The organism is Rhodococcus koreensis (genome assembly GCF_017068375.1).
In the GTDB taxonomy this organism is placed as follows: domain Bacteria; phylum Actinomycetota; class Actinomycetes; order Mycobacteriales; family Mycobacteriaceae; genus Rhodococcus_F; species Rhodococcus_F koreensis.
In genome coordinates, this window is the sequence record NZ_CP070609.1 from 5382024 (window position 1) to 5395457 (window position 13434).

Sequence of the window (13434 nt, forward strand, 5' to 3'; positions counted from 1 at the left end):
ACTGATGAAGTTACTCGTATGCGCGGTAGATCAGCTCGACGACAGCTGCGGGTTTGGTGCCGCGGTCGCATTCGAGCCTGCTGAGGATGACGAGCTCATAGCAGTCGTCGCCGATCCGAGTCACCTCGGTGACGGTCGCGGCCAGGCGGATGCGCGCACCGGCCGGGACCGCCGACGGGAACCGCACCCGGTTGAGCCCGTAATTGACGACCATCCTCACGTTGGTGAAGTCGAGGAGTTCGGCGAGCAGTGGAAAAACAAGGGACAGAGTCAGATACCCGTGTGCGATGGTGGTTCCGAACGGGCCCTCCCTAGCACGTGAAGCGTCGGTGTGAATCCACTGTTCGTCACCGGTCAGCGCGGCAAACCCTGCGATGTCGGATTTGGACACGCGCCGGGGCGTGCGTTGGCGGCGCCGCGGTGCACCGATGCCGCTAGGCGAGGTTCTCCGCGAACGAACGCAGGGCGTTGGTCGCAACGAGCAGAACCGCCAACTCGGGTTCGCGTGCCGGATCGAGGGCAGAGTCCAGCACGTTGTCGAGCCATTCGGAGGGAAGGTCCCCGACCTGACCGGGCTGCGACTGCCGCGGGTCAGAGTCATTGATCAGGCGCCGCGTCGCGTCGCTGACCGCGAAGTAGAGATCATCGCGCAGCGCGGCCCGGGACATCGCGTCCCAGTTGTCGACTCGACGAAGGGCCGCCACCCGGCGCAGAAGCCGATCGAGGCGGAACCTCTCGGCGACCTGGAAATAGGTGCGCGCCGCTCCTTCCGGATCCGTGCCGGTGCGCAGTGCGGTTTCGCTGATCGGGAACAGCGAGAACTCCTGGAACAGGCTCGCCGATCTGCGGGCGAGGGGTCCGGGGACGTTCCGGTCGTCGAGGTACCGCTGATGCTTGGCATCGACTGCGGCCCGGTCGGCGCCGACGAGGAAATCCGCCAGGGAGCAGCGCAGCGACTCGACGAGGGGAGTGAGGCGGGCAGTTTCACCGGTCACATCGATGGTCTGCCGCCGGCTCGCCAGGAGCCAGCGCACCGAGCGCTCGACAAGTCGTCGATGACTCAGCTGCATCCGGACGCGGGTGTCCGCCGTGACCGACGGGTCCAGCTCGGCAATGCTGGACAGATAGTCACGCTGACCGATAGCGCGGCGGACGACCTCCCACGCCCGGATGATCGCACTTACCGACGCCCCGGTTTCCTCCTGCATCCGGAAGACGAAGGTGATGCCGTTGTCGTCGACAAGGCGATTGGTGATCGCGGTAGCGGTGATCTCCTTTGCCAACGGGTGCGCCCCGAGACGATCACCGCACACGGCGACAACATCGGCGGGGAAGTACTCGGTGCGGAAATGCTCGGCCCACGACTCCGAGGTGATCCCGGACGCCAGGACCGCAGATTTCATCTCCAACTTCACGTAGGCCAGCAGGGTGCCGAGTTCGGGAGAGGTCAACACCCCGCCCTGGGTGATGCGCTGTTCGAGCTCGGCGTCACTCGGAAGAGACTCCACCTCCCGGGACAGCAAACCCTTCCGTTCGAGTCCCGTCAGCATCCGGCGATGCACCGGCGCCATCTCCGCGGCCTCGGCACGGGCCACCGACAGCATGGTGTTCTGTGCGCGATTGTGGTCGAGAACGCGGTCGGCGATGTCGTCGGTCAGCGACTGCAGTAGAACGTTGCGTTTGTCCTGGCCCAGGACGCCGGCGGCGACGGCATCGTCGAGCGCGATCTTGATGTTGACCTCGTGATCGGAGGTATCCACACCGGCGACGTTGTCGATCGCATCGGTGTTCAACCGAACCCCGTGCAGCGCCGCCTCCCGCCGCCCGAGCGGGGTGAGCCCGAGGTTTCCGCCTTCACCGATCACCCGGGCACGTACCTCACACCCGGTGATGCGGACGGCGTCGTTTGCGCTGTCGCCGACCTCGGAGTCGGTTTCCGAACTCGCGCGCACGTAGGTACCGATCCCGCCGTTGAACAGCAGATCGACCGGTGCCGCCAGGATCGCCTGCACCAGCTCATTCGGTGTGTACTGTGCCCGTTCCTCGTCCAGTCCCAGTGCGACTCGGGCCTGCGGGGCGAGCGTGACACGCTTCGCCGAGCGAGCGAAGACGCCGCCGCCGGAGCTGATGAGGTCGGGACGGTAGTCGGCCCAGGAGGAGCCGGGTTGGTCGTAGAGTCGTTGCCGTTCCTCGAACGCCGCGCCAGCCTCGGGCTGGGGATCGAGGAAGATGTGCCGGTGGTCGAAGGCGGCGACCAACCGCACCGAACGAGACCGCAGCAGTCCGTTCCCGAAGACATCCCCGCTCATGTCCCCGATCCCGACCGCGGTAACCGGATCGGTGTCGGAGTCGATGCCGACCTCGAACAGGTGCTGGCGCACAGATTCCCAGGCGCCGCGCGCGGTGATACCCATCTGCTTGTGGTCGTATCCGTTGGATCCACCCGAGGCGAAGGCGTCCCCGAGCCAGTACCCGCGGCCGGTGGCGATTGCGTTGGCGACGTCGGAGAACTGTGCGGTGCCCTTGTCGGCGGCGAGGACCAGGTAGGTGTCGTCACCGTCGTGCCGCACCGTCTGCGGTGCCGGGTCGAGGCGGTAGGTGCCGGACTCGTCCTTGGTGAAGTTGTCGATCAGATCGAGCAGTCCCTCGACGAACGTGCTGTACGCGGTGCGTGCGATCTCGAGCTGCCGGGCTCGGTCGGCCCCGGTGTGCAGCAGCCGCGGAAGGAACGCGCCCTTGGCTCCGGTGGGGACGATGACCGCGTTCTTCACCATCTGCGCACGCACCAGACCGAGAACCTCGGTGCGGAAATCCTCGACCCGGTCGGTCCACCGGATGCCGCCGCGCGCAATGTGCCCGAATCGCAGATGGGTGCCCATGACATTGCGGGCGAACACCCACGTCTCCAGTTGTGGTACTGGAGTGGGAAGGCCACGAATCGTGCGGGGATCGAGCTTGAAACTCAAGATCGTGTCGACCGGTCCGTCGGTGTGTGCGAACAGTCGCCGGAACGCGTTCGTTCGCACGGTGGCGAGCACGGTGTCGAGCAAGGTTCGAAGGATCAGGTCGGGTTCGATTCCCTGAACCTCGTCGATTGCGCCTTCGATCTCCGCGACCAGTTCGATGTGGTCGCGTTCGCCGTCAGCAAGCGCCGGATCGAACCGCGCGCGAAACAGCGTCCACAGGGCAGCGGCGATCTTCGGGTGACCGGCGATCACGGAATTGACGAACTCCGAGGAAAAGGTCCAACCGCTCTGCCGCAGATACCCGGCATAGGCGCGCAGAACCAGGACCTGCCGCCACTCCATGTCAGCGGTGGTGACCAGCGCCTGCAGTGCATCCGGATCGGTGTGCCCGCTGTAGCTCGCCTCGAACGCCTCGGCGGTCCGCGCCGCTGTGGGCGCGTCCAGGCGGTGCTGGCGATAGCGCGAGCGGAGGATGAACTCGTATACGTAGGCGAGTCGCCCGTCGGTACTGGTCAGCGTGTGTGGATGTTCCGCTGCGAGTTCGTATCCCAGATGCCCGAAGATCGGCAGTGCCGAAGCGAGGACCATCGGCTCGGTGGTGACCGCGATGGCCGAGATCAGGTCCGAGGTTGCGTTCTCGGGTGGGGTGATCGTCAGCTGCAGCCGCCGGTGCGGATCCTGCGTCAGTTCGGAGAGCGCCGACAAGTGGGCGACTGCTTCGGCGGGAGAGAACCGCTCCTGATAACTCAGGGGCACTGCCACGGGGATGAAGTCGTCGTGAACCGATGTCGACGCCTCGGAGAGGAGATCGTCGAGCTTCTCGGTCCACGACCGGGCGGCTTCCACCACCACGCGCGACAACTCCGCGACATCGATGCGCTCGTCCCCGGTGTTCGGCCAGGCGGTGACGTGAACACGCACCAGCGCGGTTTCCCCGATTCGGGTGTTGTGATCGACCGCGGCGCCGCCCAGGAACTGCGAGACCGCCGCCACCACTGCCCGTCGAACGGCAGGTGAGAACCGGTCCTGGGGGACATACAGCAGAATCGAGATGGCCCGGCCGTAGGTGTCCTGGCGGATGAACGCTCGCACGCGAGGATGCCGTTGCAGATGCAGCACCGCGAGAACCGTCGGAGCAAGCTCTTCGGCGGTGCTCTGCAGAATCTCCCGCCGCGGGTAGTCCTGGAGAATGTCGAGCAGCTCGAGGCCTTCTCGGGAGCGCGGATCGCGCTCGAGCATCGACAGAGTACGTCCGGCAGTTCGGTTGACGACCGGGATCGTCCGCATATCCGACGTGTCGAGGGTGTTTTCGAACAGACCGAGGAAGCGGTGCTCGCCGACCGTGATCCCGTCGGAATCGACGATCTTGATTCCCACGTAGTCCAACGGGGCGTCGCGCCGCACCGTGCTGCGGGTGCCGGCCGCCGACACCATCAACACATCCGGGCCGAACGCGCGAGTCGTGGTCAGCGGATCGAGGGTGTGGTGGCGGTGCTCGTGGTGATGGGGCCGAAGGATTCCCAGTCCGGTCTCCGGAAGTGGTTCGAGGGTAGCCGTTCCCGACTCCGTCGCCTTCACCAGGCGGTAGGAGCAGTAGCCGAGGAACGTGAAGTTCTCGGCGCACATCCAGTGCAGCAGCTCGCTTGCCTCGTAGGCGCTGTCGAGTTGGTTCTCGGTCGCATCGGACTTCAAGGACAGTGCTGCCTGGCGGGCGACACCTTCCATGTCGGTCTGATCGGTCACCGCGACCGCGACGTCGGCGAGGGTGCTGCGAATCGCGTTCTCGATCATCGCAGTGAACTCCGCGGAGTGGGGTTCGGTTCCCGCGGCAGGCAGCAAAGTGATCTCCATCCAGGATTCGACCAGCGGGTCGTTGTCGTACTGATCGTCCTGGCGTGGGCGGGTAATGCCGTCGGGGATGAGCACTCCCTCGGTATCGCGTCGTACTGCCAGCGTGACGTGACGGAGCGCGGAGACCGTGCCGTGCCGTCGAACGGTCATTGCCACCGAGTCGACGAGGAAGGGAAGGTCGGTGTTGACCATCAGGATGTGCGCGTGGCTTGTTCCCGCCTCGACTTCGCACTGCACCAGTGCGACCCCCTCGGCCCGGAGCCGAGCAAAGCGGAGATACTCATAAGCGCGGCCGGCGAGTGCAGTGTCGGTCCATTCGGCGAGATCGTCGCGGGGCTCGTGACGGAAGAGCGCATCGACGTAATCCTGGTAACCGCTCGGTGCGGACGCCAGGGCACCGAGTTCAGCACTGACCTCGAGCTGACGGTCGTGTTCGAGTCCTTCGAGATTCACCTGACATCTCCTGTGGCACTTGATGGTGGGTCCGCCCGGCACTGATTCGTCCTGGCTTCGTATGCACAATGATCCGGTCAACAACCCGTCAACGGAACGACGTTCTCGATTGCAGAGCATTAACTCTGCTTAATGCTTCGAAGTGCATTGCTCCGCAACCCGCCATGTGGGTGCCGGAGCGGCTGGGAGAATCCGTGCGCAGTCGACACCGGCCTCTCGAAGAGGCCGGCGCGTATGGTCGCGGACCGGAATGGTCACCAGCTGTGTAGGAGCTGCATGCCCTGATGCATGAGGTCACCGGTGACGATCAAGACCACCAGCAGCCCCATGGCGAGGGTGGCCCGCCGCATCCTCCACGAGATTCGGTGCATTCGGGATCCTCTGCGAACGAGTCGGTCTCGGCTACACCGACACCGACGAGCGATGGACATCGGCGGCGCGATCGCGGTGGACGAGCTCGGCGGCCGACAACCGGATGCAGGTGCACAGGCCATTGATCGCCAACTGCAACTCGGCCTCGGACGGCAAACTCGGTGCCAACCGGATGTGGCTGTCCCGAGGATCATTGCCGGACGGGAATGCCGAACCGGCCGGTGTCAGAGCGATACCGGCATCCTTCGCCAGCGCCACCACCCGCTTGGCCGTGCCGGGCAGCACCTCGAGGTTGACGAAGTAGCCTCCGCGCGGATCCGTCCACGATGCGATGCCGGAATCGCCGACCTCGCGGCGAAGGATGGTGGTGACGAGTTCGAACTTCGGGGCGAGAATCTGTTGGTGCTTGCGCATGTGCGTACGAACACCGTTCACGTCGACGAAGAACCGGACGTGCCGAAGTTGGTTGACCTTGTCCTGTCCGACCCGCTTCTGCGAGAGGTGGCCCAGATACCACGCAACGTTCTCGCCGGAACCGGCGAAGAAACTCACACCGCCACCGGCGATTGTCATCTTCGACGTCGACGCGAAGACGAACGGCCGCTCCGGATTGCCCATCTGTGCGGCGATGGCCAGTACATCGAGAACCTCCGGGGCGTCGCCGACCAGGGCGTGCACCGCATAGGCGTTGTCCCAGAAGATGCGGAAGTCCGGTGCGGCGGTCTGCATGCTCAGCAGGTCGCGAGTGACCTGTTCGGAATAGGTCACCCCACTGGGATTGGAAAACATTGGGACACACCATATACCCTTGATCTGCGGGTCCCCGGCAACCAACTCCCGGATCGCGTCGACATCAGGACCGTCGGAGACCAGGGGGACCGCAATCAGCTCGATACCGAACGACTCGGTGATGGCTAAATGCCGATCGTAACCGGGTACGGGGCACAGAAACTTCACCGGAGCGGAAGACCACGGAGCGCCGGCGTCACATGTCCCGTGGATCCACGCAAACGAGAGTACGTCGTACATCGTCTCCAGACTCGACGTGCCACCGGCAATCAAACTTTCCGGGGCGATATTGAGGACCTCACCGAACAGTGCTCGCAGCGACGGGAGTCCGGGCAGTTCACCGTAGTTGCGGCAGTCGATTCCATCGATCACGTAGTCGTTGTCGCCGGGGAGGGAAAGCATCGCGGCTGATAGGTCGAGCTGTTCCGGCGCGGGCTTGCCCCGGGTGATGTCGAGGGCCAGCCCGCGCGCCTTCAATGTGTCGTACTCGGCGCGGCTCCGGGTGAGCTCGGCGTCGAGCTCGTGGTCGGTGAGACTGTGCAGAGACGTGGACATCTCGGTTCCTTCAGATGTTGGCTGTTACTTGAAATAGCAGACTGGGGGCGGTTGAGGCGGAACGCAGAAGCTTTTCATGCAGGTGAAGGGTCGACGGCGACCAGACCGCCGTCGACGTCGAGCCGCCCGTGATCCCCGGTGTGGAACCAGCCGTTCTGGTCGAGTGTCGAGGTCACGCCGGGAAAGGTGAAGTATCCGGTGAACAACGTGCCACGGGCGGATTCGCGGATCAGGATCTCACCCGAGTCCGTCAACTTCCATTCGATGTCCTCTCGCCCAGGCCCGCCGTGGCGATGGGCGTCGGTGGGGATGTAGTCGTCGATGGACCACGTGCGCAGGTGACTCGCTCCGGCGGCCTCGGGCGAACCGTATCCGGAAACCGCCCGGACCACCCCGAACTGCTGCATCAACGCACGATCGGCCGGGAACATGGTTCGCACGCGGTGGCCGGCCGAGTCCTTCTCGGTGGCGGTGCGCGCGAGATTGTGCGCCAGTGGTGCGTCCAGTGTCAGCGCGGTGATCCCGTGGTCGATGGCCTCGGACCAGAATGTGCCGGCCGCAAAGGTGCGGGCGAGCAAGGCGTCCGCGCCCGCGGTCAGTGCGCCGACGAGCCCGTACCCGAGGGAGTTGATTCGTGAGAGGGGCAGCGGAGTGAGTGATCGATCGCGGTCGGTGAGTGTCATCGCCTCCGCGACCGCCCGTCCCAGTCGGAGAAAGTACTCGTGCGATAGGGCGCAGAACTTCGGGATACGCGGCGTGGGCCGGGCCGGGTGCATGAGCGATGCCGTCGAGTACCGACCGGAGTTGGTGCCGGGGGCGTGGCTGGGATCGAGCCGAGGGGCATTACGGAAGGCGCTGATGGTGATCGCGTTGCGAGTTCCAGCGAACGATGGGGCCGCGGGGCGGTCAGTGATCACCACCGTGGGGTCGAGGACGTCGAGCATGCACGCCAAGGGCTCCCGAGGGTAGGTCGGATCCACCAGCGCGACAGGCACGCCTGCCAACAAGCAACTCAGCCAGGCCAGAACGTAATCCGTCGAGTTTTCCGCCACGATTGCGACGCGGTCGTCTGGGGACAGGTTCCGGGCACACAAGTCGGCTGCCCCACCGGCGGCAAGTTCGAGAGCGACTCGCAACGAGATCTGATCGTCGAGCACACCGACCATCAGGTCGGGGCGGATGGATGCGCGATCGAGGAAAAGGTGTGGGAGATTGTCGATCATCACGGTCCTTCCTGTGTCTTTGGGCCCGTCAGCGGGGGCGCGACAGCGACCACATCTGCCGGGCGCGTTCGACCTCGATTGCCGCCTGCCATGCGCACGGTGGTGTGGTCGTCAACCGCAGGCTGTTCGCCAAGGCCCGAGCGAGTTCAGGATCGCGGGCGACCGGTTCGGCGAGGCGCTGGGCCGCCTCTTCGAGATCGGCCACCGGAACCGCGTCCCACACCAGTCCGGTGTCAGCGGCACTCGCCCCGGTCAAGCGGTGCCCGAACACGCCTAGCGCGGCGGCGGCCTGGCGACCGGCTGCCCGCTCGAGAAGGTGGAAATGCCCACCGCCAGGATGAATTCCGTTCTCCGCGAAGCCCGGCACCAGCAGCGCGTCCTCGGCCGCAAGACGCACATCCGCCGACAGCGCCAAATTGAGTCCGGCTCCCACCGCGGCACCATTGATCGCGGCAATCGACGGAACAGTCACCTCACCGAATCGGCGGAACGCACGGTAGAGGGAGTCGAGCGCCTCGTACGCCTCGTGCGGCTGTGCACTTGCAAGATTCCCGAGTGCGGCTCGGTCGGCTCCCGAGCAGAAGGCGCTTCCGGCTCCGGTGATCACCACAGCACCCACCGATGGGTCAACGTCGACGGCATCGCAAGCGTCGACCAGGGCTTGCGCGCTGTTCCGATCGAGGGAGTTGCGGGTGTCCACGCCATCGAGGGTGATCCAGGCGACGTTGCTACGGACGTCGAATCGAACGGAGGTCGTCACTGGAGGACACCTGACTTCCAGGCGCGGGAGTCGGCGGCGCGAGTTGCGCGAGGTGAACTGGCCATCAGGGCATACTCCTTCTGCGGGTTTCGATACCGTCCATCGTCTCGCCGAAATTGAATAAGCAGAATGGCGATCTAGCTGCTGCAGCGCTAAGGTTTGCTTAATGAACCTCACCTCGTCGCAGTTGGCCCTCCTGCTGGCCGTCAAGCAGGGGGGCAGCCTCGCACGCGCAGCAGAAACACTCGGAATCACTTCCCCCGCAGTGTCACAGCAGCTCGCCAAGCTTGAACGCGACCTCGGCGCACTGCTGGTCGAACGGGGCGCGCGAGGTGCCAAGCTGACCCCTCTCGGAAGCCTGCTGGCCGAGCACAGCGAACGCGTCTCTGCCGAACTGTCCCGAGCGGAGGAAACCGTCGCGGACTACCTCGGCGCTCACGCCAACAGACTCCGTCTCGGCGCGTTTCCCTCGGCGGCGGTTGCGTTGCTTCCGGACGGACTGACCGCGCTGCGATACCGACACCCCGAAGCACAGTTGTCGGTCGTCGACGTGCCCACCGACGGAGGCATCGAACTGATCACCAGCGGTGAGCTGGATATGGCGATCACCGCCTCGTACAGCGGCACCCCGAGTGCAGTCGAAGGAGTTCGATTCGAGCACCTTCTCACCGATCCGCTTCGGGTCGTCCTCCCCGACGATCACCCTCAGGCGCAAGATCCGGCCTCTCAGGCTGTGGAGTTGAAGGCCTTCGAGAAGGACGCCTGGGCGTGCAGCATCACCGGCAGACCCGCACGTACACAATTGAACTCGGCAGCCGCAGACTCCGGGTTCGTGCCTTGGGTGCCGTTCCAGACCGAGTCCTACGATGTCGCACAGGCTCTCGCCGCCTCCGGTGTCGCCGTCGCATTCGTTCCCGAGCTCGCCCTGGTTCCCGGCCGCGGAACTCGCGCCCGCCGGTTGAAGCCGGCGCTTGCGCGGGAGATCTTCGTGGCCCTGCCTGCCAGCGCCGGCCATGTCGCTCTGGCGGGTGAGCTCCTCACCATCCTGAAGAAGACGGGAAAGGCGCTGCATCGGCGGCAACAATCGGCCGCCACGCTGGGTTGACATTCTCCATTTCCCTCCGCCGACGTGGCGAAGTCGCGGGCCGAAGCATCTTGGACGTGCGGGTCGGAGGGTAGCGTTCCCCGCTGTCTATCCTGGCAGGGTGGCCGAAGACAAGAAGCCGTCACCGACGTTAGGTGAGTTGATCAGGCAGCAGCGGGAACTTGCCGAGCTTCCGATGCGGCAGTTCGCCGCGATGGTGGGGATCTCGAACCCCTACCTTTCGCAGATCGAACGCAAACTCCGGGAGCCGAGTGAGCGAGTTCTCGACGCCATCGCGGAGCACCTGCAGACCTCGGCTGATGTTTTGCTCGGGCAGGTCCGAGCGCGTCCGGAGGAGTCTTCGAGCGTAGTTCGGGCGATAGGGCAGGACGGCGACCTCACCAATGCCCGGCGCACGGCCTTCGTGGAGATGTACGAGACGTTCCGCAAGGTGACGAGGGCCGAGCGTAAGCGCGGATAAGCGCAGACGTCTGTGTCGCCTTTGGGCGGGAGACGGAATGAATTTCCCGCGGAGGGCTCTCGCTCGGGAGGCGGCGGTCAGGACCCACGGTGACCGTACTACCGTGCTACCGCGGGCCCTGGCAGCTACTTCAGCAATTCTCGAGCCGCTGCGGTTGTCGCCGCGCTGATCTCGCGGGCCAGCTTCGCGTGCGCATCCGCAATCGTCGAAACCCACTCGACGTTGGTGACCGCCGCGATTGCCGAGTGGTATTCGAGGCTACTGTCGAGAGCCTTTTCGTAGACGTCGAGCGACCGGTTCCCTGCCTTCTTGGTCGTGTCGACGACCTTCGACCCGATGCTTGCGAACGCGTTCTGATCCTTGCCCTTCCCGGAATCTGTTGCGCGGGAGAGATTTCCACCGGAGACCTTCGTGTCGGTCGCTTTTGTGCCGGACGTTGGAGTGGTCATGAGGAGCTCCTTCTCTTACGGGATGTTAGCAAGTTAGCATGCTCACTGCTAATTGTCTGTACGGCCCTGATGGGTGAACATCCCTCGCACCGGTCGAGGAGAACGAGTTTGCCCAGGACGTTGCGTGCCAACACTTGTTGATCGGTGACCGTCAGCTGTCCCCGCCACGAGCCGAGGAAGGTCCACGTCCACGACATGAGCGTGGACAGGCGGCTTCGGAACCCGACGACGTAGACGACGTGGACGGCCAGCCACAGGATCCAGGCGAGGAGTCCCGCGAGTTCGACGCCCCCGACCTTCACGACGGCGTTGAATCTCGAGATCGTCGCCATCGACCCCTTGTCCCTGTACCGGAACGGAAGCCGGTCGGGTGCGGACGCGCGCGGGCGGGCATCTGCTGCGATCTGCTGCGCCGCGTACCGGCCACCCTGGATCGCGACCTGCGCCACCCCGGGGAGGCGGTCGCGGGCCATCATGTCGCCGATCACGAACACCTCCCGGTGCCCCGGCACCGTCAGGTCCTCGCGGACGGCGATCCGCCCGGCGCGGTCGAGTTCGGCCCCCGACTGCTCGGCAAGCTGCCGGGCCAGCGGGCTGGCTTCCACGCCCGCCGACCACACCTTGCACGCGGATTCGATGCGGACGGTCTCGCCTCGCCCGTCCTTGATCGTCACCCCGTCCGCGTCGACGTCGGTGACGGCCGCCCCGAGCCGCACCTCGACGCCGATCTTCTCGAGACCCTCGGCGGCGGTCGATCCGAGTCGGTCGCCGAACGGCGGCAACACCGTGGACGCGGCGTCGAGCAGGACGATCCGGGCGTCGCGGGTGTCGATGTTCCGGTATGCGCCGACAAGGGTCCGGTGGGCCAGTTCGGCTATCTGCCCGGCCATTTCCACTCCGGTGGGCCCGGCGCCGACCACCACGAACGTCAGGAGGCGGGCGCGTTCCTCCGCGGCGGTGGACAGTTCGGCACGTTCGAACGCGCCCAGGATCCGGCCGCGGAGTTCGAGTGCGTCGTCGATGGTCTTCATGCCGGGGGCGTGCTCGGCGAAGTGGTCGTTGCCGAAGTACGACTGCCGGGCCCCGGCCGAGACGATCAGACTGTCGTACTCGGTGGTGGTCGTCCTGCCCTGATGGGTCAAGGTGATGCTGCGCCCCGCCAGGTCGATGTCGGTGACGTCCCCCAGCATCACCGAGGCGTTCGACTGCTTCTTCAACACCATCCGCGTCGCCGGCGCGATCTCGCCCTCGGACAGGATCCCGGTCGCCACCTGGTACAGCAGCGGCTGGAACAGGTGGTGGCTGGTGCGGTCGACGACGAGGACGTCGACGTCGGCCCGGCGCAACGCCTTCGCGGCGAACAGGCCGCCGAATCCGGAGCCGACGATCACCACCCGATGACGTGCCTCGGTGCGGGCAGGAGTATTCATGACAAGCTCTTCCCGGATCGCGGCTATCGCCATCCGCACTGCTGGTAGGGGTGAAACGTGCCGCCCGGCACACGGGGTGTCGGGCGGCACGCTGTGGACACGACGCGCCGGAGACTCGAATGTCGGTTCAGGATCCAGCGTGTCGTGGGATCACCTGCGGGGCCGGTGACGCCGTTGTCAGCCGGTCTGGATGCGGGTGATCAGATCGGTGAGATAGGTGTAGCTCTTCTTCGCGGCGTCGAGGCCACCGCATTCGACGGACAGGACGATGTCGTGGTCCGCCTCGTGGAGGGTTTTCACGATCCGTTCCCAGTCGATGACGCCGTCGCCGCAGGCGCAGCCGAGCATGCCGCGGATTTTGCCGCGCAGCCGTTTCGCGTCGTCGACGCCGATGTCCTTGGCGTGCAGGTGGGTGACGTCCCCGATGATCTGTTCGAGCCACTCGTGCGGGTCGTTCTCGCTGAGGTAGCTGTTGCCGGTGTCGAGGTTGATCGTCAGCGCGGGGCTGTCGATCAGGTTCATGATCTTCTCGAGCCGCTCCGGGGTGGCGGTGTACTCGCCGTGCGTCTCGATCGCGATCTTGATGCCGCGCCGTTCGGCCACCTTCGCCGCCTCCTGCAGCGTGTACCGCATCAGCGTGTAGTTCTCCGCCTCGGTGGTCCACGTCGGCAGCGGCCCGTCGTCGACCATGATCATCGGCGACCCGACCTCGGCGGCGTAGCGGATCGACTGCTTGAGGTAGTCGACCGACACGTCCGGCTTGGCCAGCGGGGCGTGGCTGGACAGCGACGAGATGCTCAGCCCGCGGGATTCGGCGGCGTCCCGCATGATCAGTGGGTCGTCGAGCATCGACCGGGTGTGGAAGTACCCGGCGGTGCTCAGCAACTCGCGGCCCCAGTAGACCATCGGCTCCACGTACTTGTAGCCGATCTCCGCGGCCTGGTCCATGGCCCAGTCGAACGACCCGTTCTCGAAGCGGGCGAACTCCAGGTTCAGGCCGAGTTTGATTTCTCCCATGCCG

At 65.4% G+C, this 13434-nt stretch carries 10 protein-coding genes; 2 read left to right on the plus strand and 8 right to left on the minus strand.

All coding sequences use genetic code 11. From position 1 onward, the window contains the following. Positions 1–10: 10 nt before the first annotated feature. The 5 genes from JWS14_RS24690 to JWS14_RS24710 all read right to left on the minus strand — a co-directional run bounded on the left by JWS14_RS24690 (position 11) and on the right by JWS14_RS24710 (position 8969). Positions 11–478 carry a MaoC family dehydratase gene (locus JWS14_RS24690; protein ID WP_255314961.1) on the minus strand — a complete coding sequence of 156 codons (468 nt, stop codon included), beginning with the start codon at positions 476–478 and terminating at the stop codon, positions 11–13. Beyond that, the gene (locus JWS14_RS24695) at positions 435–5270 is read right to left on the minus strand and encodes an NAD-glutamate dehydrogenase (protein WP_072939268.1); all 4836 of its coding nucleotides are present in this window, start codon (positions 5268–5270) and stop codon (positions 435–437) included. Before JWS14_RS24695 ends, JWS14_RS24690 begins: the two co-directional genes overlap by 44 nt. A gap of 402 nt (positions 5271–5672) precedes the next feature. Next, positions 5673–6986: an aspartate aminotransferase type Ic gene (locus JWS14_RS24700; RefSeq protein ID WP_072939265.1), complete on the minus strand. Its 1314-nt coding sequence runs from the start codon at positions 6984–6986 to the stop codon at positions 5673–5675. Between the two features lie 74 nt (positions 6987–7060). Continuing rightward, a complete protein-coding gene (locus tag JWS14_RS24705) occupies positions 7061–8209 on the minus strand; it encodes an AMP-binding protein (protein ID WP_206014614.1) in 1149 nt (382 codons plus the stop codon). Positions 8210–8237: 28 nt separating this feature from the next. Next, positions 8238–8969, minus strand: coding sequence for an enoyl-CoA hydratase-related protein (locus tag JWS14_RS24710; protein WP_072939260.1), 732 nt, complete (start codon positions 8967–8969; stop codon positions 8238–8240). A gap of 166 nt (positions 8970–9135) precedes the next feature. Here JWS14_RS24710 and JWS14_RS24715 point away from each other — a divergent pair, with 166 nt between their 5' ends. Both JWS14_RS24715 and JWS14_RS24720 read left to right on the plus strand, forming a co-directional pair. After that, positions 9136–10074 carry a LysR family transcriptional regulator gene (locus JWS14_RS24715; protein WP_072939258.1) on the plus strand — a complete coding sequence of 313 codons (939 nt, stop codon included), beginning with the start codon at positions 9136–9138 and terminating at the stop codon, positions 10072–10074. A gap of 100 nt (positions 10075–10174) precedes the next feature. Further along, complete coding sequence (locus JWS14_RS24720) at positions 10175–10534, plus strand: helix-turn-helix domain-containing protein (protein WP_072939255.1); 360 nt, start codon at positions 10175–10177, stop codon at positions 10532–10534. 125 nt (positions 10535–10659) lie between these two features. Here the strand turns inward: JWS14_RS24720 and JWS14_RS24725 are convergent, their stop codons facing one another. The 3 genes from JWS14_RS24725 to JWS14_RS24735 form a co-directional block, all read right to left on the minus strand. Then, positions 10660–10983, minus strand: a complete 324-nt coding sequence (locus JWS14_RS24725) for a hypothetical protein (RefSeq protein ID WP_206014615.1) — start codon at positions 10981–10983, stop codon at positions 10660–10662. Continuing rightward, the gene (locus JWS14_RS24730; RefSeq protein WP_241031457.1) at positions 10980–12413 is read right to left on the minus strand and encodes an NAD(P)/FAD-dependent oxidoreductase; all 1434 of its coding nucleotides are present in this window, start codon (positions 12411–12413) and stop codon (positions 10980–10982) included. Before JWS14_RS24730 ends, JWS14_RS24725 begins: the two co-directional genes overlap by 4 nt. A gap of 177 nt (positions 12414–12590) precedes the next feature. Next, positions 12591–13430: a sugar phosphate isomerase/epimerase family protein gene (locus JWS14_RS24735; protein WP_072939249.1), complete on the minus strand. Its 840-nt coding sequence runs from the start codon at positions 13428–13430 to the stop codon at positions 12591–12593. Positions 13431–13434: the final 4 nt, after the last annotated feature.